This is a genomic window from Tistrella mobilis (assembly GCF_039634785.1).
Taxonomy (GTDB): domain Bacteria; phylum Pseudomonadota; class Alphaproteobacteria; order Tistrellales; family Tistrellaceae; genus Tistrella; species Tistrella mobilis.
In genome coordinates this window covers 531,243-551,277 of the sequence record NZ_JBBIAB010000001.1, presented here as the reverse complement: position 1 = coordinate 551,277, position 20,035 = coordinate 531,243, and the positions used below count along the sequence as shown (strand labels likewise).

Below are 20,035 nucleotides of genomic sequence, written 5' to 3'. Positions count from 1 at the left end.
GGCGGTCCCGTCCGCAAAGGGACGACGGGACCAGAACCCCCGGAAGATCAATCGCGGTACGGTCGCATGCTGCGACGCGATCGCGACCGGAGCTTTCCGGTTGCCGTTCATGATTTTCCGGATATAAGGGATTTTCAAGCCCTTTTTTGCGGCGCAAAATAGGGCCTTATTTCCAATGGGGCGCCCTCAGGGTAAGATTCGACACAGAACCCCGCCACGACAGGACGAAAAGATGCCGAAGCAGCCGAATTCCGCCGCAGAAGCGGCAAGCGGCGCCATGCCGCGCCGCGATACGCCATGGCTGATGCGCACCTATGCCGGCCATTCCTCGGCGGAGGAGAGCAACAAGCTGTACCGCACAAATCTGTCCCGCGGTCAGACCGGTCTCTCCGTCGCCTTCGACCTGCCGACCCAGACCGGCTACGACGCCGACCACATCCTCGCCCGGGGAGAGGTGGGCAAGGTGGGCGTGCCGATCTGCCATATCGGCGACATGATGACGCTCTTCGACGGCATCCCGCTCGAGCGGATGAACACCTCGATGACGATCAACGCGACCGCGGCCTGGCTGCTGTCGCTCTACATCGCCACGGCCGAGAAGCAGGGTGCGCCGCGGGCGTCGCTCCAGGGCACGACCCAGAACGACATCATCAAGGAATATCTGTCGCGCGGCACCTATGTCTTCCCGCCCAAGCCCAGCCTGAACCTGATCGCCGACACCATCGCCTTCACCTATCGGGAACTGCCCAAGTGGAACCCGACCAATGTCTGCTCCTACCATCTGCAGGAAGCAGGGGCGACGCCCGAGCAGGAACTGGCCTATGCGCTGGCGACGGCGGTGGCGGTGCTGGACACCGTGCGTGCCGGCGGCCAGGTGCCCGAGGCGGATCTGCCGCAGGTGGTGGGCCGGATCAGCTTCTTCGTGAATGCCGGCATCCGCTTCGTCACCGAACTTTGCAAGATGCGCGCCTTCACCGAGCTTTGGGACGAAATCACCCGCGACCGTTACGGCGTTGCGGAAGAGAAGTTCCGCCGCTTCCGCTACGGCGTGCAGGTGAACTCGCTGGGCCTGACCGAGCAGCAGCCCGAGAACAACGTCTATCGCATCCTGCTGGAAATGCTGGCGGTGGTGCTGTCGAAGAACGCCCGCGCCCGCGCCGTGCAGCTGCCGGCCTGGAACGAGGCTCTGGGCCTGCCGCGCCCCTGGGACCAGCAGTGGTCGCTGCGTCTGCAGCAGATCGTCGCCATGGAAACCGACCTTCTGGAATATGGTGATCTGTTCGACGGCTCGCCGGTGGTCGCGGCCAGGGTCGAGGAGCTGAAGGCCGGCGCCCGCGCCGAACTGGCCCGGATCGAAGAGATGGGCGGGGCGGTGACCGCGGTTGAAAGCGGCTACATGAAGCAGCGCCTGGTCGAGAGCAACGCCAGGCGCGTGGCGTCGATCGAATCGGGCGAGATGGCGGTGATCGGCGTGAACAAATTCGTCGAGACCGCGCCCTCGCCGCTGACCTCGGGCGAGGACGGCGCCATTCTGACCGTCGATCCCGGCGTCGAACGCCGCCAGATCGAGAAGCTCCAGGCCCACAAGGCGGCCCGTGATGCGACGGCGGTGGAGGCGAGCCTCGCCGAACTCGCCCGTGCGGCCAAGGAAGGCCGCAACATCATGGAAAGCTCCATCGCCTGTGCCCATGCCGGGGTCACGACCGGTGAATGGGCCGAGACGCTGCGCCAGATCTTCGGCGAATACCGCGCCCCCACCGGCGTCGGCGGCAGCGTGGTCGAGGTGCGCGGCGATCGCGACCGGACCGAGGCGGTGCGCGCCAAGGTCGACAGCCTGTCGGACCGCCTGGGCCGCCGGCTGAAATTTCTGGTCGGTAAGCCCGGCCTCGACGGCCATTCCAACGGCGCCGAGCAGATCGCCCTGAAGGCCCGCGACTGCGGCATGGAAGTGGTCTACGAGGGCATCCGCCTGACCCCGGCCCAGATCGTCAATGCCGCCCTCGAAGAGAGCGTTCATGTCGTGGGCCTGTCGATCCTGTCGGGCAGCCACAACGAACTGGTCGCCGATGTCATGCGCCGCATGGCCGAAGCCGGGCTCACCGACGTGCCGGTGATCGTGGGCGGCATCATCCCCGACGAGGATGCCCGCAAGCTGAAGGCGGCCGGCGTCGCCCGGGTCTACACGCCCAAGGACTTCGAAATCACCCAGATCATGGCCGACATCGTCGACCTGGTCGACGGGCTCAGCCGCGAAGCGGCGTGATGTCCGCACGCCACGAAAACCGGGCGGCAGGTCGCCGCCCGGTTCTGATTTCGGCCTGCCTTCTGGGCAGGCCGGTTCGTTTCGACGGCCGGGGTGCCGCACGACCGCATCCGCTGATCGACGATCTTGACGCCGAAGGCCGGCTGATCCCGCTCTGCCCCGAGATGGCGGGCGGTCTGCCGACACCACGACCGCCGGCGGAGCTCGACAGCCGCCGCCGGGTGATCGACGCAACCGGCGCCGATGTCACCGCGGCATTTTCAGCCGGCGCCCGCATCGCCGTCGAAACCGCGCTGGCCCATGGCGTGCGCCTGGCGCTGCTCAAGGCGCGGAGCCCGTCCTGCGGGGTGGGGCGGATCCATGACGGCAGCTTCAGCGGCCGGCTGATCCCGGGCGACGGCCTGACGGCCGAGGCTCTTGCCGCCGTCGGTATCGAGGTGTTTGCCGACGACGATCTCGACAACGCAGCCCGGCGGCTGGCCGAGATCGATCGCCCGAATGGTTGATCAGCCGGAGACTCACTTCGTCTCGACCGACAGGCCGCCATTGCCGACCTCCACCTCGACCCCGCTCTTCTGGCTCTCCTCGTAATACTGATAGCCACCCACGGCGACGACCACGAGCAGAGCACCGATAATCAGATACAGAACGTTCCGGCTCATTTGTATGACCTCGTATCTTTCGGGGGCAACGAATGTCGCCCGACTTCGCTTGACCACATGACGTCATGAAAGATGCATCAGGTCAATCGATCGTAACGTTACAGCAGGGTCCGCCCCGGAATGAACACGGGTTATGTCATTTGATGGCACCGGGTGATGACTTGATCCATGACATTGCCCTGGATCTGACGTCGCGTCATCGGCCGGCTTCCTGTAGCGTGGGAACCAGAGCGCCACCAATGCAGGATCCGGATCATGCTAAGGATGACGATCAACCCGCCGGTCTTCTTCGGCGCCGCTTCCATCATCCTCGCCTTCGTGGTCGCAGGGGCCGCGATACCCGAGCAGATGGAAGCATTATTCGCCGTCGTCCAAAGCGAGATCCTGCATCGCTTCGGCTGGTTCTACATCCTGGTGGTCGCGATCTTCCTGGGCATGGCCCTGTTCCTCGGCTTCAGCCGTTTCGGCCGGCTGAAACTCGGCCCGGACGATTCCGAACCGGATTTCCGCTACGGATCCTGGGTGGCCATGCTCTTTGCCGCCGGCATGGGCATCGGGCTCATGTTCTTCGCGGTCGGCGAGCCCATGACCCATTTCGCGAGCCCGCCCGTGGTCGAGCCCCGCTCGATCGAGGCGCAGCGCTCGGCGATGAACATCACCTTCTTCCACTGGGGCATCCACGCCTGGGCGATCTATGCCATCGTCGGCCTGTCGCTCGCCTATTTCGGCTATCGTTACAACCTGCCGCTGACGATCCGCTCGGGCCTCTACCCGCTTCTGAAAGAGCGGATCCACGGACCGATCGGCCATGCGGTCGACATCTTCGCGATCTGCGGCACGGTCTTCGGTCTCGCCACCTCTCTGGGCTTCGGCGTTCTGCAGATCAATGCCGGTCTCGATCATCTGATCGGGCTTGAAGTCTCTCCGATCGTGCAGGTGACGCTGATCGCCGCCGTCACCGGCGTGGCCACCATCTCGGTCATCAGCGGCCTCGACAAGGGCGTGCGGATCCTGAGCGAGACCAATCTGGTGCTCGCCGTAGCGCTCATGCTCTTCGTGCTGGCCGTGGGGCCCACCACGATGCTGTTCCGGGCCTTCGTCCAGAACATCGGCATCTATCTCGACAATTTCGTCCTCAAGACCTTCAACCTCTATGCCTATGAACCGCGCTCGTGGATCTATTCCTGGACGCTGTTCTACTGGGCCTGGTGGATCTCGTGGTCGCCCTTCGTCGGCATGTTCATCGCCCGGATTTCGCGCGGACGGACGGTGCGGGAATTCGTGATCGCGGTGCTCTTCGTGCCATTGGGTTTCACCTTCCTGTGGATGACCGTGTTCGGCAACACGGCCATGTTCATCGACACCGAGGTCGCCAATGGCGCACTGGCCGCCGCGGTCGCCGAGGATGTGTCGGTCGCGCTGTTCCAGTTCCTCGAATATCTGCCGCTCTCGTCGATCACGGCGGTTCTGGCGGTGATGCTGGTCACGGTGTTTTTCGTCACCTCGTCGGATTCGGGCTCGATGGTCGTCGACACCATTGCCTCGGGCGGTGCGACCAACACACCGATCCCGCAGCGGGTGTTCTGGTGCGTGCTTGAAGGTGTGGTCGCGGCGGTTCTGCTGCTGGCCGGCGGTCTGTCGGCGCTTCAGACCGTCACCATCGCCAGCGCCCTGCCCTTCGCCGTGGTGATGCTGCTGCTGTGCTGGAGCCTGTTCCGCGGCATGAGCGCAGATCTTGCCCACCGGCCGCTCGGTGCCCCCGTCACGACCACAGGGGTCCCGGCCGTCGAAGCCGGCTGGAAGCGCCGTCTTGGTCAGATCCTGCACACGCCGGATGAAAAGGATGTGCGTCGCTTCCTGGACGGTACCGCCACGGATGCGCTGAGGGCGGTGGCGGCTGAGTTCAACGGCCGCGGCCATCCGGCCGAGGTGGAACGCGACGAGACGACGGGTGGTGTCTCGCTGGTGCTGCCTGCCGAAGGCGTGCGAAACTTCATCTATGGCATCCAGCCGGCCAGCCACCCGCTGCCCGCCCTGACCGCAATGGATGCCGCCCGCCCCGATCTGCGCCACGAGGCCCGCACCTGGTTCAGCGACGGCAGCCGCGGCTATGACGTCTACGGCCTGACCCGCGATCAGCTGATCGCCGACGTGCTGGTTCAGTTCGACCACTACCAGTCCCTGGTCCAGTCGCCCGGTGCCGCACTCTTCGCCGGCGCGCCGGAACAGACCCCCGAATAGGCAGGCGCTTTGGCCCCATGCTTCATCCGTCCGCCGCCGACATCCTGAACGAACTCCGTCAGGCGATCATCGACGGGGCCTGTCCGGCAGGCACGGAACTGCGCCAGGACAGGCTGGCGGAAAGGCATGGGGTCGATCCGGCTCTGATCCGCTCGGCCCTGCTGCAGCTGGATGCAGAAGGGCTGGTGCGGATCCTGCCGGGCATCGGCGCCGTGGTGTCGTCGATCTCGCGAGAGGAGATCGACGACGTCTTCGACCTGAGAGTGATCCTGGAGCCGCGGCTGCTGCGCCGCGCCATTCCCGCCCTGACAGCGGCCGATTTCGCCCGGATCGAGACCATCCATCATCTGTTCATCGGCGCCGTCGCCGCCAGCGACATGGCCCGCTGGGGTGCCCTGAATGCCGAACTGCATCTGGCGATCTACGCCCATGCCCGTCTGCCGCGCAGCCTGCGCATCGTGACCGGGCTGCTGCAGACCTGCGATCGCTATACCCGGCTTCAGCTCTCCACCACCCCGTCCCCCGGCCGGGCCGAGCGGGAACACGGCACGCTGATCGCCCTCTGCCGAAGGGGGGAGATCGATGCGGCCTGCAGGGTATTGACCACCCATATCGACGGCGTGCGGGCGGATCTGCATGCCGCCCTCGCCTGAGCCGCCATCGCGTCACGCGACCCCGCCCCTCCGCCGGTCAGGGATGCATGCGCGCGCCCTTGGTGATCCGGTCGACCACGCGTCGATCGGCGCGGATGCCCAGGCCGACCAGCTTCGCCGTCTCTGGCTGCTGTTCTGCAAAGACCGCGCGGTTGGCGGCGTCATGGCCGGTCGCGAACATCTCTTCGACATAGAGCGCCGGCACCACCTCGCGCTCCAGGCAGCGGCGGCGGATGGTGGCGAGCGTCGGGCCATCGGCCGCCAGCACGATGACCGGCTGCACCGACAGCGGCAATGCGGCATTGCCCGCGGCATCCCGGTAGGGCTCGCCCATAATCTCAGGCGCGGCCCCGGTTACACCGCTCATCAGAAACGCCGTGACGTTCAGTTTCTGCCACACGGCAAGATCATCGCGCACCACCAGCGCGATCTTGGTCTCGAACTGCATATCTCCGGGGGGCTCCTTACGGGAGGGGGGCGGCTGCGATCCGGCGAAGGAGTGATTTCAGCTCCTCTGCTGCCGGGCCGCCCAGGGCCGCATCGACATCGGCATTCAGCGCATCCATCTCGGCCTGGAGCGGGCCGCGCAGCGCCCGGCCCCGATCGGTCAGGTGCAGGGCGTTGACCCGACGGTCCCGGGCAGATGGCCGGCGTGCGATCAGCTCCAGCTTGACCAGACGGTCGATGACGCCGGTGATGGTGGCGCTGTCCAGCACCAGGCGGGTGCCGATGGCGGCACCGCTCTGCCCGTCCTCTTCCCACAGGAGCTGGAGCACGGCGTACTGGACCGGGGTCACCCCATGCCGGGCCAGCCGGTCGCGGGCCGCGCGTGTCACGGCCTGGGCGGCCTTGCCGGTCAGGAAACTGATGCAGTCTTCGATGCGGTTCATGAGATGAACTCTCGCATACATATATCTCGTATACGAGTCTTTTTATCGGCCGATATCACCGGGCGAATGACAGGCCTGTTTCACATCAACGGCACGCCTGCGATCCAGCGATGGCCTGCAAAAAGGGCCCCATAAACCACGAGCGCCACCAGCCAGCGCCACCAGGCGATCTCGGCAAAGGCACCCTTGGCCTTGCCCGCGAAGACGGCGGCAAAGGGGATATACGAGCTGGCAGCGGCAAACAGCATCCACGAGACCGGCATGTCGCGGCGCTTGCGGATCTCGATCAGCCGGCTGCCGGCGAATGCGACGATGAAGATCGTGACGCCCAGAATGGTGGTGGCCAGGTCGCCATTGGCCAGAACATGGGCCACCGCCCAGATCATGATCCCCCACATCAGCGGGTGTCGGGTGATCTTGAGCACACCGACCGCCTTGGGCGCGGGCGCACCGGCGGCATCGGCCCCGGCCATGGTCGGGTTGCGCTGGGTCAGCCCCAGTACGGCGAAGGCGACGGCAAACAGCATCAGGGTGAAAGCGAGATGGCGCAGCGCCCCGCTGCCGTCCCAGAGCGGCACATAGGGCGCCTGCCCATAGCCCCAGATCAGAATGCCCAGAGAGAAGAGCGCCACCAGAGAGAACAGGGCGCGATAGGCGCCCTCCCCCAGCGAGGCGATCATATAGCGTCTGACCGCCGGGATGCCCGGCACCAGATGGGTGATGAGGAACAGCACCGCGCCGATGGCGAGGCCGATCATCTGATGCATGGATCCCGTCCTCTGCGTTTTTATGGCACGTGCCCGTGCCCGGTCATGCTCAAGGCAGCATGACGCAGCAGGATGACGGGTTCAATCCCGGGCAGGTGGCCTGCCCGGAACATATTCCGGCTCAGAACATGTTGAGTTCGAGCCGGGCGTCCTCGCTCATCATCTCAGGGGTCCAGGGCGGATCCCAGACAACCTCGACGGTCACGTCGGAGATGCCGGCGATGTCCCGGATCTTGGTCTCGATCTCGACCGGCAGGCTTTCGGCCACCGGACACATCGGCGAGGTGAGGGTCATGCGGATATAGGCCTGGTCGCCCGCATCGACGCGCACCTCGTAGATCAGACCCAGATCGTAGATGTTCACCGGGATCTCGGGGTCGTAGCAGCTGCGCAGCACGTCGATGACGGCGGCTTCGAGATCCCCCGGATCGTCCTGCGGCAGTGGGTTCGTGTTGTCGCTCATATCGCCTGTTTCCGTTCGAAACCCGTCGTCTCCGGCCGCCTGCATCGGGCGGGCCTGATGATTGCCTTGGGCCCGCGTCACTCGGTCGAAACCGGCCCGCCGGCCCCGCCTGCGTCGCCGCCATGCTCCAATGCCCGGGCCAGGGTGTGCCAGGGCAGGGTGGCGCATTTCACGCGGCTCGGAAATTCACGCACGCCCCCCAGTGCCGCCAGGACGCCCAGGGTCGCCTCGACCTCCGGATGGTCCAGCGCCCGGGGATCGGCCCCGGTCACCAGATCGCGGAACCGGGTGAACATCTCCGCGATCTCGGCCCGGCTGCGCCCCTGCACCACCTCGGTCATCATCGATGCCGAGGCGGTCGAGATGGCGCAACCACGACCCTTGAACGCGATCTCCGCCACCCGATCCCCCTCGAACCTCAGATCGACCGTCACCTCGTCGCCGCAGAGCGGGTTATGCCCATGGGCGCTGGCATCGGCCGGGTCCAGCCGGCCGAAATGCCGCGGGTTGCGGTTATGGTCCAGGATGATCTGCTGATAGAGCGACCGGAGGTCGTCGTCGAGGGCGGTATCGGCCGGCATGGCGGGTCTCCTCAGCCCATGAACTTCACGACCTTGCGCAGCCCGTCGACCAGCGCATCGACTTCGGCGCGGGTGTTGTACATGCCGAAAGACGCACGCGCCGTTGCCGGCAGGCCGAAACGGGCCATCAGCGGCTGGGTGCAGTGATGACCGGTGCGCACCGCAATGCCCTGCTGATCCAGGATCGTGCCGATATCATGCGGATGAATGCCATCGATGGCAAAGGACACCACACCCGCCTTTTCGCGCGCTTCGCCCACGATCTTCAGCCGGTTGATCTCGCGCAGCCGCTCATGGGCATAGGCGGTCAGGTCGTGCTCGTGGGCCGCCACGGCCTCGACGCCGACCGCGGCCAGATAGTCGAGCGCGGCGGCAAAGGCGATCGCCCCCACGATATGCGGCGTGCCGGCCTCGAACTTCGCCGGCGGCGGCGCATAGGTGGTCTTCTCGAAGCTCACCGTCTCGATCATGTCGCCACCGCCCTGCCAGGGCGGCATGGCTTCCAGCAGCGGCAGCTTGCCGTAGAGCACCCCGAAGCCGGTCGGCCCATAGGCCTTGTGCGACGAGACCGCATAGAAATCGGCATCCAGCGCCCGGACATCGACCCGCATATGCGGCAGGGCCTGGGCGCCGTCGATCACCGCAATCGCCCCCGCGGCATGGGCCGCATCGATCATCCGCCGCAGCGGCAGGATGGTGCCGAGCGCGTTGGAGACATGGGCCACGGCCATGATCTTCACCCGGCCGCCGGCGATCATCCGGTCGAAGGCATCCTGGTCGACCTCGCCGGTATCGGTCACCGGCACCACCACCAGCCGCGCGCCGGTCTGCTCCGCCACGATCTGCCAGGGCACGATGTTGGAGTGATGTTCCAGATGGGTGATCAAGATCTCATCACCCGGCTTCAGATTGGCCCGGCCCCAGGTATAGGCGACGAGGTTAAGCCCTTCGGTGGTGCCGCGGGTGAAGACGATCTCCCGCTCGGAAGCGGCGTTGAGCCAGGCCCGCACGGTTTCGCGCGCCGCCTCGTAGGCCGAGGTCGCCTTTTCCGACAGGTAGTGCACGCCCCGATGGACATTGGCGTAAGAGGTCTCATAGACCGCCCGCTCGGCATCCAGCACCTGGCGCGGCTTCTGCGAGGAGGCCGCATTGTCGAAATAGACCAGCGGTTTGCCGCGCACCTGGGTGGCCAGGATCGGGAAATCGGCGCGGATCCGCTCCACGTCGTAAACCGGCAGGGTCTTCTGATCGGTCATCACGCCGTCGCCTCCTTCGCGACCGTCTCGTTCAGCACGGTCTGGGCCATGTGGCGGTCGACCCAGCCCGAGACCTGCTCGCGGAAGGTCTCGAAGGGCAGACGGTCGACGATTTCCTCGGCGAAGGCCCGGGTCAGGATCCGCCGGCCTTCGGCGGCATCCAGTCCGCGGCTTCGCAGGTAGAACAGTTCCTGCTCCGAGATGGCACCGACGGTTGCGCCATGGGCGCATTTCACCTCGTCGGCATGGATCTCGAGCTCGGGCTTGGGCAGGATCTCGGCCTCACGCGAGGCAAGCAGGTTGCGGCTCGACATCTCCGCATCGGTGCCGATCGCCCCCGGAAGGACATGGACCCGGCCGTTGAAGATGCCGCGCGCCCGGCCACCCGCCACACCCTTCCAGGTCTGGGACAGGCGGCAGTCGCGGGCGCGGTGCTCGACATTGGACCGGGTGTCGGTCTGCTGCTCGGCACCGATGGCGAAGAGCCCGTCCAGCACCGCCGCCGCGCCGCGGCCTTCCAGGGCCACGTCCAGCGTGTGGCGCGACAGCCGGCCGCCCATGTCGATCTGGATCATGTCGAGTTCGGCATCGCCCGCAATCGACGACGCCAGCCGGTCGATATGGAAGCCCTTCTCGCCGCTGGTCTGCAGGCGGATCAGGGTCAGCTTCGCCCCACGGCCCAGGCGGATCTCCACCGTGGCATTGACGAAGGCGGTCTCGCCGGCAAGGCCGCGCCAGTGCTCGATCACCGTCGCCCGGGCATTCTCGGCCAGATCGATCACGATCCGCGGCTGCGCGACCACCGGCATGCGGGGGGCGAGGGCGTGATGGAGCAGGTGCACCGGCCGGGCCAGTTCCACCCCGCGCGGCACCAGAACCGCCGCACCATCGGCAAGCGCCGCCTGATTGAGGGCGGCAAAGCCGTCACGATCTCCGCGCGCCACCTGACCCAGCACCGCATGCACCCGATCGGGGGCGGCGGCGAGTGCCTGGGACAGCCCGGCGACCACCACCCCGTCGGCCAGTTCCCCCACCGCCGAGAGCTCGTCGGAGAAGACCCCGTTCACCATGGCGATGCGGTCGCAGTCGAGCCCCTTGGGCACGATCGGCTGCAGATGCGCCCAGGTCAGCCGTGGTGCCGCCGCATCGGCGGCGGCGAAGCTCTGGCCGTAGAGCGCGTTCAGGCGAAGATTGCGCCAGTCCTCCTGGCGCGGGGTCGGCAGGCCCAGGGCACGGAAACCGTCCCGACCGGCCGCCCGCAGCGCCTCCAGCCAGTCCGGCCCGGTCTTGGCTCCCTGGGCCGCGATCAGCAGGTCCAGCTTGTCGGGCGTGGCATCCAGAACCGCCATGATCTCAGGCCTCCGCCCCGGCCAGATCCTCGACCCAGCCATAGCCCTTCTGCTCCAGCTCAAGCGCCAGCGACTTGTCGCCGGAGCGCACGATCCGGCCCCGGGCCAGCACATGGACGAAATCGGGCACGATGTGGTCGAGCAGGCGCTGATAATGGGTGATCATCACGAAGGACCGCGCCGCATCCCTGAGCGCATTCACCCCGTCGGCCACCGCCTTCAGCGCGTCGATGTCGAGCCCGCTGTCGGTCTCGTCCAGGATGCAGAGCTTCGGCTCCAGCACCGCCATCTGGAAGATCTCGTTGCGCTTCTTCTCGCCGCCCGAGAAACCGGCATTGACCGGGCGCTTCAGCAGGCTCTCGTCCAGATGCACGATCTTCAGCTTCTGGCGGACCAGCTTCAGGAACTGCACCCCGTCCAGCTCGGGCTGGCCTTCATGCTTGCGCCGGGCGTTCAGCGCCGCCTTCAGCAGATAGGTGTTGTTCACACCCGGGATCTCGACCGGATACTGGAAGGCCAGGAACACCCCCGACCGCGCCCGCTCTTCCGGCGCCATCTCCAGCAGATCCTGCCCCATATAGGTGACCGACCCCTGCGTGACCTCATAGCCGTCGCGGCCGGCCAGGATGTGGGAGAGCGTGCTCTTGCCGGCGCCGTTGGGCCCCATGATGGCGTGGACCTCGCCGGGGCGCACGTCCAGGTTCAGGCCGCGCAGGATCTCCTTGCCGTCGACGCGGGCGTGCAGGTCGCGGATGATGAGCATGTTGGTCCTCGAATGAGATCGTCCGGCGGCCTTGCGCGGCCGCAATGCGTCAGGCCCGGCAGGGTCGCGGGCCGCGGGAAACGGATGGCCGGCTCAGCCGACGCTGCCTTCCAGCGTGATGCCGAGCAGTTTCTGCGCCTCGACCGCGAACTCCATCGGCAGCTCCTTCAGGACGTCCTTGCAGAAGCCGTTGATGATCATCGACACGGCATCCTCGGCCGACAGCCCGCGCTGCATCAGATAGAACAGCTGGTCGTCGCTGATCTTCGAGGTCGTCGCCTCGTGTTCGACCTGTGCCGTGGGGTTGCGGCTCTCGATATAGGGGAAGGTGTGCGCCCCGCAGTCCGGCCCCAGCAGCAGGCTGTCGCACTGGGTGTAGTTGCGGGCGCCCTCCGCCCCCTTCTGCATCCGCACCAGGCCGCGATAGGTGTTCTGGCCGCGCCCGGCCGAAATGCCCTTGGAGATGATCGTGCTGCGGGTGTTGCGCCCGATATGGATCATCTTGGTGCCGGTATCGGCCTGCTGGGCGTTGTTGGCGACGGCGACCGAGTAGAACTCGCCGATCGAGTTGTCGCCCTGCAGGATGACGCTGGGATACTTCCAGGTGATCGCCGAGCCGGTCTCGACCTGGGTCCAGGAAATCTTGGAATTGGCCCCGCGGCAGGCACCACGCTTGGTGACGTAGTTCAGAATGCCGCCCTTGCCATCCTTGTCGCCCGGGTACCAGTTCTGGACGGTCGAGTATTTGATCTCGGCATCCTTCATCGCGATCAGTTCGACCACCGCGGCATGCAGCTGGTTCTCGTCGCGCATCGGCGCCGTGCAGCCTTCCAGATAGCTCACATAGGCGCCTTCTTCGGCGATGATCAGCGTCCGCTCGAACTGGCCGCTGCCGGCGGCATTGATGCGGAAATAGGTCGACAGCTCCATCGGGCAGCGCACACCCTTCGGCACATAGACGAAGGTGCCGTCCGAAAACACGGCCGAATTGAGCGCGGCATAGAAGTTGTCGCCAACCGGGACCACCGATCCCACATATTTCTGGACCAGCTCCGGATATTCGCGCACCGCTTCAGAAAACGAGCAGAAGATGATGCCGAGTTCCTTGAGCTTGCCCTTGTAGGTGGTGGCGACCGAAACGCTGTCGAGCACCGCATCGACCGCGACGCCGGCCAGCATCTCCTGCTCCTTGAGCGGGATGCCCAGACGCTCGTAGATCTTCAGCAGCTCGGGATCGACCTCCTCCAGGCTCTTCGGCGCATCGGCCTTGGGCTTGGGGGCGGAGTAGTAGATGATCGACTGGAAATCGACCTTGGGCTTCTTGAGGAAGGCCCAGTCGGGCTCCTCCATCGCCTGCCAGGTCCGGAAGGCCTTGAGCCGCCACTCCAGCATGAAGTCGGGCTCTTCCTTCTTCGCGGAGATCACGCGGATGACGTCCTCGTCGAGACCCGGCGGCACGTTGTCCGCGTCGATGTCGACATGGAAACCTTCCGTGTACTCGCGGGCGACAAGCGCCTCGACTGCGTTCTTGCTCGTCATCACTCGTCCTCCGCGCGCCCGTTCTTTGAAGAACGGCCCGTCCATCGGGCCGGCGGGCGTCGCCTCTTGATCTCGTCGTCACCGGCCCGGACAGCGCCCGCGCCAGCTAGAAATTTCCGGTCCGGCTCAGCCCGCCTGGGCCGCGGGGAAGGGCTGTACAGCCGCATCCGCCGCCATGTCGGCGAGGCTGATCCCTTCCAGTGCGCGGCTGATCGCCCGGTTGATCCGGATCCAGTTGCCGCGGGTCTGACACACGCTTTCCTGCCGGCAGGTGCCGGGATGTTCGATGCATTCCATGATCGCGACCGGGCCTTCCAGGCTCTCGACGATGTCGACCACCCGGATCTCGGCCGCCGGCCGCGCCAGGCGATAGCCGCCATGCGCACCGCGATGCGAAATCAGCAGACCGTCCCGCGCCAGGGTCTTGGCCAGTTTGGCGACGGTCGGCGCGGGAATGGCCAGCTCTTCGGCAAGCTCCGTCACCCGATGAACCCGATCGGGGGCGTTGGCGATATGGGTCAGAACCACGATCCCATAGTCGGTGAGCTTGGCGATTTTCAGCATCGGACGGTCTGTCCCGGGTCGGATGGGCCGGTCGGACACGAGGGCCACGGGGGCCTCGTGCCAATCAGGACTGTTCAGGTCCTATATCGGTCATCGGCGTCCGGAAGGCAAGACCCAACTTTGGCAAAAACGCAAGGCGCGGTGCGGCTTTCACGCAGTCGCAGGCGGGTCCGCGATGCCGTCGCGTTCGGCGCCCTGCGGCACCGACGGCGCCTCCGCCACAGCGGGCGCGGTGCGGCGCGGATCATCGATGCGCGCAGGTCGGGCATCGAAGCCGCCCTGCGGCCGCACATCCCCCTCACCCCTGGGCTGGACCTGCTGGAACGCCCAGCGCACCCGGGTCTCCGCCCCTTCGGCGACACCGGTCACCACCACCTGCTGGGCCGGGCGCACCCGCCCCTCATGGCCCATATGGACACTCTCTTCGATCGCGATGCTGGCGCCATCGGCCCGGACATACCAGCCGGGGCCGTGGACCGGCCGCACCAGCACGGCGGCGCCGCCCTGAATGGGGGAGGCCTTGACGGCGGGATGAAGATGGAAGCGCAGCGCGAAGCGGACCGGCACCTCGCCACGCCCCGGCAGGGCGATGAAGCGGTCTTCGCCACGCAGATCGTCGCCATCCGGCCCAAGATAGAAGCGGCGGGCATGGATCAGGCCGTGATCACGGAAACCGTGATGGGTGAATTCCAGCCACTGCGCCCCCTCGTCGTCGCGGCGATCGATGGTGACCGGCGGGCCGGCCTTGCGACGGCGCTCCCCCGATCCGGCTTCGACACGCTGCGGCCCCTGATCTTCGACCGTCACACCGGAATGTGCAGCCGCCTGGGTGACGGCCTGCATCCACGGCCCGGGCCTTGCGACATAGGCGCCGCAATTGACCACCAGCCGCTCGCGCCCGGTCGACATCTCGAACGACGAGAAACCGGAAAAGCCGGCCTGTCCGGCGGTGACGGGTGCCGGCAGCCCCAGATCGACCAGCACGGTGGTCCGGCGGGCGGCCAGACGCTCGAAGCCGCCGACGGCGCCGTCCAGTCGTTCCATGCCGCGGGCCGGCACATGCCCCAGCACCTGATCGACCCGGGCCGCGGGAATTTCAGGCGTGCCGTTGAACAGGGCCAGCACGCCGTCGCGATGGCGCATCAGCCGGAGTGCTGCAGCCAGCCGGCTGATCAGATCGTCGAACCCGGCCGGCAGATCGGCGTCATGGGCGGCGGCGATCGTCTTCAACTCGACCAGATCCGAGACGAGATCGAGCTGACAGACCGGTGAGCGGGACTGATGCACGCCGTCGGCAAGGATCTGGCGCTCCAGCGCCTGCATCAACAGCTTCGCGATCCGGGCGAGCCTGCGCCGGCCGGCACCCAGCGCCGCCCGCCCCATCCACAGACCACGGAGCGCCTGGATACGCTCGATCCCGTCCAGACGACGCCATTTGACCATCCGCTCCAGACGGTCGGCATGCTGGCGCAGCGCCGCCATCAGGCGACGATCATCGGTGCGGGCCGCCTGCAGCCGGTCGTCATCGGCATCGATGAGGAAATTCGCATGCATCGACAGCGCCGCCAGCCGGCGGCCGGCAATGCCCGGCGACCAGACATAGGGCTGGAATTCAGCCCGATCGGCCGCGATCCATTCAAAGACGAGCGCGCGGGCCAGCGCCCGGGCGCGGGAGCCATGGGGCCCCGCCACGGCTCTCAGATGGCCCAGCCACTGAAAGCCCTGCCAGGCGACCAGCCAGGCATCCGAGGCCTCGTCGGGCAGCCAGTCCGGCCGCGACAGCGCGGGGGTCGGGGTGTTGAAGACCATTGCCGGCGTCTCGCCGTCCGCCGACGCGTCACCGCCTTCCAGCAGGGCGGCATCTTCAGGGCGCGCGGTATCGTCCAGGATCGGCTCGGGGGCCGGCGGCTGCGCCGGCACCGGGGTCAGTTCGATGTCCGGCTCGTCATCGCCCCGGGCCATCCCGTCCTCGTCGGGGCGAAACGGGTCCGGGCCCAGCTTGTGGCTGGCTTCCACCACCTGCCCCGCCAGACGGAAATGCCCCTGGACCATCTCCACGCCGCGGTTCGGGTCGCCCGGGCGCAGGGGTTCCAGCACCCGTTTCAGCCCGCCGCGCGCATCCGGCAGCGGGGCCACGAACCACCGATGAGCCAGCGCTCTCAGACGATCGCCGGCGCCGGGCAGCGGGCTTCCGGGCGGCGGCATGCGCGTGATCGCGGCCATGGGCCTCTGGTCTCTCGATTGCGGGGGGAGAAAAGGAAGACGTGTAGACGGAGACGGGTTCGGAAGGAGAGGGCGGCATCAGCCGCCGATGCGCCCCCGATCTGCGCCGGCGCGCAATGCCCGGATGTTCGGGGCGTAAGCCTCGGCACCGCCCTTGAAGGCGGCCGACCCTGCAACCAGCACATCCGCCCCGGCGGCGGCCACCAGGGCCGCCGTTTCGGGCGTCACGCCACCGTCGACCTCAAGATCGATCGCCCGGCCGGTGGCATCGATCTTCGACCGCAGGATGCGGATCTTGTCGAGCTGGGACGAGATGAAGCTCTGACCGCCGAAGCCGGGGTTCACGCTCATCACCAGCACCAGATCCAGATCCGGCAGCACATAGTCCAGCACCTCGGGCGGGGTGGAGGGGTTGAGCGACACCCCCACCTTCACCCCCAGAGACTTGACCAGCTGCACGGTGCGATGCAGATGCGGCCCCGCCTCGGCATGGACGGTCACGATGTCGGCCCCGGCCTCGACGAAGGCCGGGATGTAGGGATCGACCGGCGCGATCATCAGATGGACGTCGAAGACCTTCTTCGACCACGGCCTCAGCGCCTTCACCACCATCGGGCCGATGGTCAGGTTCGGCACGTAGTGGCCGTCCATGACATCGACATGGATGTAGTCGGCCCCCGCCTGATCGATGGCGGCGACCTCATCGCCCAGCCGGGCGAAATCGGCCGACAGGATCGACGGCGCAATCCGGATCGGTGCCGGGCTGGGGGTGGCGGGGCGGCTGCTGGCGGCGGGTGCGGTCATCGGGTGGGAAGCCTCCGACGGGGCCGTCATGACGGCTGGTTACGGGTGGTCTCAGGCGGCGTCGCGGCGTCGCAGACGGACGGCGAAGAACCCGTCCATGCCGCCGGCATCGGCAAGCAGGGCGGGCGTGGTGCGCAGTTCGCCGGCGGCATTGATCGCAACGCCGAGCCGGGCAGGAAGTTCATCGGCACCGATCGGCACACGGTCGGCGTCAAGACCGCGGTCGAGCACCCGGCGGACAAGATCCTCGCCCTCCGACGGTTCCAGCGAACAGGTGGCATAGACGACCAGGCCGCCCGGTTTCACCAGTTTCAGGGCCGCCTCGAGCAGCTTCTCCTGCAGCTCCGCCAGTTCCGCCACCTGGTCCGGGCGCTTCGACCAGGCGAGGTCGGGGCGCCGGCGCAGCGTGCCGGTGCCCGAGCAGGGGGCATCCAGCAGCACGGCATCGGCTGCGCCCTCGGGCCGCCATTCAAGAAGATCGGCGGTCACGGGCGTGACGTCGGTGAAGCCCAGCCGGGCCATGTTCTCGCCCAGGCGCATCATCCGCCGGGCACTGCGATCGACGGCGGTGACATGGGCCCCGGCGGCCGCCAGCTGTGCGGTCTTGCCGCCCGGCGCCGCGCAGAGGTCGTAGACCAGCTTGCCCTTCACATCGCCGAGCAGCATGGCCGGCAGGGTGGCGGCCAGGTCCTGAACCCACCACGCCCCCTCGTCATAGCCCTCCAGCCGGTCGACACCACCCTCGGCCCGATCGAGGCGGACGGTACGGCCGCCGACGGCACGGCCGCCGAGCTTTTCGGCCCAGGCCGCCGCCTCACGCGGGTTTCTGACCGACAGATCGATCGGCGGCTCGCGCAGCAGCACCTCGGCGATGGCGTCGGTCGCCTCCACCCCATAGGCCGCCTCCCACGAGGCACGCAGCCAGCGGGGCAGGTTTTCGCGCTTGGGATCGATCTTTGCGGCCGCGAAGATCTGGTCGCCCTCGGCCGCCAGCCGGCGCAGCACCGCATTGACCAGCCCCGACAGGCCGCCGAGCCCGCCCGCCTGGGCGAGGCGCACGGCATTGTCCACCGCGGCATGATCCGGGGTCGACAGAACCCTGAGGTCGGCCAGCCCCAGGCGCAGGACATGCATGGCCTTTTCGGGTGCCGGCCGCTGCATCACCCGGCCGAGCAGCCGGTCGAATTCGCCCTTCCGGCGCAGCACGGTCGCGACCAGCATCCGGGCGTGGGCACGGTCGCGCGGCTCCAGCCGGTGGAAGCCCGGATGGGTGGCGACCGCATCGTCCAGCGGCCGGCCGTCATCCAGCACATCCATCAGCAGCTCGGCCGCGATGGCCCGCGAGGGCGTCGGCTCACGGAAGCCGGCGCGGGGCCGCGGCTCATGGGCGTGATCGCGGGCCGCACGATAGCGGTCGTTCCGGGGCTTGCCGCCCTGGATCCGGCCGTCGCGATCCCCCTGATAGCTCCGGTCGCGGCCCTGGGGCGGGCGGGCGCCGCGGGGGCGGTCACCGGCGGTCTGATCACGGGCGGGACGGGCATCACGAGAGGGCCCGGCATCATGAGAGGGCCTGGCATCATGAGAGGGATTGGCGCCGCGGTCGTTGCGGCGGTCGTCCTCGGGGCGGCGGGGCGGGCGCATCCGGCGCTCAGCCCCAGGGGCCGCGGCGCGGGCCGCGGGCAAAGCCCGCCGGCGCGCCGGCCGGGGCGGTGCCCACGGTCATGGCGCGCAGGCGCGCCACCCGGTCGGCGGTGGTCGGATGGGTGCGGAACAGGCTGTCGACGGCGTTGGATTTCAATGGGTTCACAATGAAGAGATTGGCCGAGGCCGGGTTGTGTTCGGCGTGGCCGTTGACCACGCGGCGGGAAGCAGTCTCAAGACGGGTCAGCGCCGAGGCGAGCCAGTCGGGCCGGCCGCAGATCTCGGCACCGATGCGATCGGCCTGATACTCGCGCGAGCGGCTGATCGCCATCTGCACAAGAGCCGCGGCGACGGGCGCCAGCATCGAGATCAGCAGCACACCCACGAAGCCCAACGGGTTGGGATTGCCGTTGTCGTCCCGGGCGCCGCCGAAGAAGAAGGCGAAGTTGGCAAGCATGCCGATCGCGCCTGCGATGACCGAGGTCACCGTCATGATCAGGGTATCGCGGTTGCGGATATGGGCAAGCTCGTGGGCCACCACACCGGCAACTTCTTCAGGCGACAGCGCCTGCAGCAGGCCGCGGGTCACCGCCACGGCGCCCTTTTCAGGCGAGCGGCCGGTGGCAAAGGCATTGGGCTGCGCCTCTTCGACGATATAGAGCTTCGGCATCGGCAGGCCGGCATTGGCGGCAAGGCGCGCCACCATGTCGTGCAGTTCGGGTGCCGCGCGCGGATCCACTTCGCGCGCACCATACATGCGCAGCACCAGCTTGTCCGCGTTCCAATAAGCGAAACCGTTCATCGCGATGGCGATCAGCAGCGCGATCATCATGCCGCCGCCGCCGCCGATCAGATAGCCCACGACCATGAACAGCCCGGTCATGACCGCAAGCAGCACTGCCGTTCGGATGTGGTTCATGGGATGTGTCGAGCCCGGATGGAGGACGAGGCCGAAGACGGCTTCCGCATCGGGCGGGGGTGCGCCGCCGGAACGCCTGACATATATGGACAGGCACGGGGGCTTCAAGCGAAACCGCCCGCATCGGTGTCATGCAGTGCAGGAGGATCGAAGGCTATGACCGAAAAGACGCAGAACGACGCCGGCCGCGCCGGGGCCCCGGACGCGGCCCCCGCGACGGACACGGCCTCCCCGGCACCCGCACCGGAAAAGCCCGCCGAAATCGGCGGCCCCAAGGGGCTGGATCCGGTCCGTTACGGCGACTGGGAACGCAACGGGAAATGCGTCGACTTCTGAGGAGGTTGACGGCCGTTCACCCCCCTTCGACCCGCCCTGTGCAGGGCGTTGATCGGCGGCAGGATATGGTGTGGAAATCCGCGCCGGGCCGGAACCGACCTCCGGCCGGTTCGCATCGACG

The 20,035-nt window shown here is 67.4% G+C and carries 20 protein-coding genes; 5 read left to right on the top strand and 15 right to left on the bottom strand.

The window, feature by feature from the left end; genetic code table 11:
- Positions 1 to 232 precede the first annotated feature (232 nt).
- On the top strand, positions 233 to 2,263 hold the full coding sequence (locus tag WI697_RS02615) for a protein meaA (protein WP_014743637.1): 2,031 nt from the start codon (positions 233 to 235) through the stop codon (positions 2,261 to 2,263).
- On the top strand, positions 2,263 to 2,769 hold the full coding sequence (locus WI697_RS02610; protein WP_345957261.1) for a DUF523 domain-containing protein: 507 nt from the start codon (positions 2,263 to 2,265) through the stop codon (positions 2,767 to 2,769). The genes WI697_RS02615 and WI697_RS02610 overlap by 1 nt, the downstream gene beginning before the upstream one ends.
- A gap of 12 nt (positions 2,770 to 2,781) precedes the next feature.
- Here WI697_RS02610 and WI697_RS02605 read toward each other — a convergent pair whose 3' ends face one another.
- Entirely contained in the window at positions 2,782 to 2,925 is a 144-nt protein-coding gene (locus WI697_RS02605; RefSeq protein WP_296715666.1) for a hypothetical protein, read from the bottom strand.
- A 255-nt stretch (positions 2,926 to 3,180) separates the two neighbouring features.
- On the opposite strand from WI697_RS02605, the gene WI697_RS02600 reads away from it, so the two are divergent.
- The gene (locus WI697_RS02600; RefSeq protein ID WP_062770146.1) at positions 3,181 to 5,166 is read left to right on the top strand and encodes a BCCT family transporter; all 1,986 of its coding nucleotides are present in this window, start codon (positions 3,181 to 3,183) and stop codon (positions 5,164 to 5,166) included.
- Between the two features lie 17 nt (positions 5,167 to 5,183).
- Positions 5,184 to 5,819, top strand: coding sequence for a GntR family transcriptional regulator (locus WI697_RS02595; protein ID WP_062770143.1), 636 nt, complete (start codon positions 5,184 to 5,186; stop codon positions 5,817 to 5,819).
- A gap of 37 nt (positions 5,820 to 5,856) precedes the next feature.
- Here WI697_RS02595 and WI697_RS02590 read toward each other — a convergent pair whose 3' ends face one another.
- From WI697_RS02590 to htpX, 14 genes are all read right to left on the bottom strand, one after another.
- Positions 5,857 to 6,267, bottom strand: a complete 411-nt coding sequence (locus tag WI697_RS02590; protein WP_345957260.1) for a DUF2000 family protein — start codon at positions 6,265 to 6,267, stop codon at positions 5,857 to 5,859.
- 16 nt (positions 6,268 to 6,283) lie between these two features.
- On the bottom strand, positions 6,284 to 6,709 hold the full coding sequence (locus tag WI697_RS02585) for a MarR family winged helix-turn-helix transcriptional regulator (RefSeq protein WP_062770137.1): 426 nt from the start codon (positions 6,707 to 6,709) through the stop codon (positions 6,284 to 6,286).
- Between the two features lie 80 nt (positions 6,710 to 6,789).
- Positions 6,790 to 7,476, bottom strand: a complete 687-nt coding sequence (locus WI697_RS02580) for an NnrU family protein (RefSeq protein ID WP_345957259.1) — start codon at positions 7,474 to 7,476, stop codon at positions 6,790 to 6,792.
- Between the two features lie 121 nt (positions 7,477 to 7,597).
- The gene (locus WI697_RS02575; protein WP_062770134.1) at positions 7,598 to 7,939 is read right to left on the bottom strand and encodes an iron-sulfur cluster assembly protein; all 342 of its coding nucleotides are present in this window, start codon (positions 7,937 to 7,939) and stop codon (positions 7,598 to 7,600) included.
- 77 nt (positions 7,940 to 8,016) lie between these two features.
- Complete coding sequence (gene sufU, locus WI697_RS02570; protein ID WP_062770131.1) at positions 8,017 to 8,520, bottom strand: Fe-S cluster assembly sulfur transfer protein SufU; 504 nt, start codon at positions 8,518 to 8,520, stop codon at positions 8,017 to 8,019.
- Between the two features lie 11 nt (positions 8,521 to 8,531).
- Positions 8,532 to 9,776, bottom strand: coding sequence for a cysteine desulfurase (locus WI697_RS02565; RefSeq protein WP_345957258.1), 1,245 nt, complete (start codon positions 9,774 to 9,776; stop codon positions 8,532 to 8,534).
- On the bottom strand, positions 9,776 to 11,125 hold the full coding sequence (gene sufD, locus WI697_RS02560; protein WP_345957257.1) for a Fe-S cluster assembly protein SufD: 1,350 nt from the start codon (positions 11,123 to 11,125) through the stop codon (positions 9,776 to 9,778). The genes WI697_RS02565 and sufD overlap by 1 nt, the downstream gene beginning before the upstream one ends.
- Positions 11,126 to 11,129: 4 nt before the next feature.
- Positions 11,130 to 11,888: a Fe-S cluster assembly ATPase SufC gene (gene sufC / locus WI697_RS02555; protein WP_062770123.1), complete on the bottom strand. Its 759-nt coding sequence runs from the start codon at positions 11,886 to 11,888 to the stop codon at positions 11,130 to 11,132.
- 93 nt (positions 11,889 to 11,981) lie between these two features.
- Entirely contained in the window at positions 11,982 to 13,427 is a 1,446-nt protein-coding gene (gene sufB / locus WI697_RS02550) for a Fe-S cluster assembly protein SufB (protein ID WP_062770121.1), read from the bottom strand.
- A 126-nt stretch (positions 13,428 to 13,553) separates the two neighbouring features.
- On the bottom strand, positions 13,554 to 13,991 hold the full coding sequence (locus tag WI697_RS02545; RefSeq protein WP_014743623.1) for an SUF system Fe-S cluster assembly regulator: 438 nt from the start codon (positions 13,989 to 13,991) through the stop codon (positions 13,554 to 13,556).
- A gap of 150 nt (positions 13,992 to 14,141) precedes the next feature.
- The gene (locus WI697_RS02540) at positions 14,142 to 16,214 is read right to left on the bottom strand and encodes a heparinase II/III family protein (RefSeq protein ID WP_345957256.1); all 2,073 of its coding nucleotides are present in this window, start codon (positions 16,212 to 16,214) and stop codon (positions 14,142 to 14,144) included.
- A gap of 78 nt (positions 16,215 to 16,292) precedes the next feature.
- Complete coding sequence (rpe, locus tag WI697_RS02535) at positions 16,293 to 17,018, bottom strand: ribulose-phosphate 3-epimerase (RefSeq protein ID WP_296714962.1); 726 nt, start codon at positions 17,016 to 17,018, stop codon at positions 16,293 to 16,295.
- 51 nt (positions 17,019 to 17,069) lie between these two features.
- Entirely contained in the window at positions 17,070 to 18,659 is a 1,590-nt protein-coding gene (locus WI697_RS02530) for an RsmB/NOP family class I SAM-dependent RNA methyltransferase (RefSeq protein WP_345957255.1), read from the bottom strand.
- Between the two features lie 7 nt (positions 18,660 to 18,666).
- Positions 18,667 to 19,578 carry a zinc metalloprotease HtpX gene (gene htpX / locus WI697_RS02525; protein ID WP_062762764.1) on the bottom strand — a complete coding sequence of 304 codons (912 nt, stop codon included), beginning with the start codon at positions 19,576 to 19,578 and terminating at the stop codon, positions 18,667 to 18,669.
- Between the two features lie 156 nt (positions 19,579 to 19,734).
- Between htpX and WI697_RS02520 the strand changes: the two genes are divergently transcribed.
- Complete coding sequence (locus WI697_RS02520; protein WP_345957254.1) at positions 19,735 to 19,914, top strand: DUF1674 domain-containing protein; 180 nt, start codon at positions 19,735 to 19,737, stop codon at positions 19,912 to 19,914.
- Positions 19,915 to 20,035 lie beyond the last annotated feature (121 nt).

Coding starts and splice junctions, on each gene's coding strand:
- WI697_RS02615 (WP_014743637.1), top strand. CDS start 233: ATGCCGAAGCAGCCGAATTCCGCCGCAGAAGCGGCAAGCGGCGCCATG.
- WI697_RS02610 (WP_345957261.1), top strand. CDS start 2,263: ATGTCCGCACGCCACGAAAACCGGGCGGCAGGTCGCCGCCCGGTTCTG.
- WI697_RS02605 (WP_296715666.1), bottom strand. CDS start 2,925: ATGAGCCGGAACGTTCTGTATCTGATTATCGGTGCTCTGCTCGTGGTC.
- WI697_RS02600 (WP_062770146.1), top strand. CDS start 3,181: ATGCTAAGGATGACGATCAACCCGCCGGTCTTCTTCGGCGCCGCTTCC.
- WI697_RS02595 (WP_062770143.1), top strand. CDS start 5,184: ATGCTTCATCCGTCCGCCGCCGACATCCTGAACGAACTCCGTCAGGCG.
- WI697_RS02590 (WP_345957260.1), bottom strand. CDS start 6,267: ATGCAGTTCGAGACCAAGATCGCGCTGGTGGTGCGCGATGATCTTGCC.
- WI697_RS02585 (WP_062770137.1), bottom strand. CDS start 6,709: ATGAACCGCATCGAAGACTGCATCAGTTTCCTGACCGGCAAGGCCGCC.
- WI697_RS02580 (WP_345957259.1), bottom strand. CDS start 7,476: ATGCATCAGATGATCGGCCTCGCCATCGGCGCGGTGCTGTTCCTCATC.
- WI697_RS02575 (WP_062770134.1), bottom strand. CDS start 7,939: ATGAGCGACAACACGAACCCACTGCCGCAGGACGATCCGGGGGATCTC.
- sufU (WP_062770131.1), bottom strand. CDS start 8,520: ATGCCGGCCGATACCGCCCTCGACGACGACCTCCGGTCGCTCTATCAG.
- WI697_RS02565 (WP_345957258.1), bottom strand. CDS start 9,776: ATGACCGATCAGAAGACCCTGCCGGTTTACGACGTGGAGCGGATCCGC.
- sufD (WP_345957257.1), bottom strand. CDS start 11,125: ATGGCGGTTCTGGATGCCACGCCCGACAAGCTGGACCTGCTGATCGCG.
- sufC (WP_062770123.1), bottom strand. CDS start 11,888: ATGCTCATCATCCGCGACCTGCACGCCCGCGTCGACGGCAAGGAGATC.
- sufB (WP_062770121.1), bottom strand. CDS start 13,427: ATGACGAGCAAGAACGCAGTCGAGGCGCTTGTCGCCCGCGAGTACACG.
- WI697_RS02545 (WP_014743623.1), bottom strand. CDS start 13,991: ATGCTGAAAATCGCCAAGCTCACCGACTATGGGATCGTGGTTCTGACC.
- WI697_RS02540 (WP_345957256.1), bottom strand. CDS start 16,214: ATGGCCGCGATCACGCGCATGCCGCCGCCCGGAAGCCCGCTGCCCGGC.
- rpe (WP_296714962.1), bottom strand. CDS start 17,018: ATGACCGCACCCGCCGCCAGCAGCCGCCCCGCCACCCCCAGCCCGGCA.
- WI697_RS02530 (WP_345957255.1), bottom strand. CDS start 18,659: ATGCGCCCGCCCCGCCGCCCCGAGGACGACCGCCGCAACGACCGCGGC.
- htpX (WP_062762764.1), bottom strand. CDS start 19,578: ATGAACCACATCCGAACGGCAGTGCTGCTTGCGGTCATGACCGGGCTG.
- WI697_RS02520 (WP_345957254.1), top strand. CDS start 19,735: ATGACCGAAAAGACGCAGAACGACGCCGGCCGCGCCGGGGCCCCGGAC.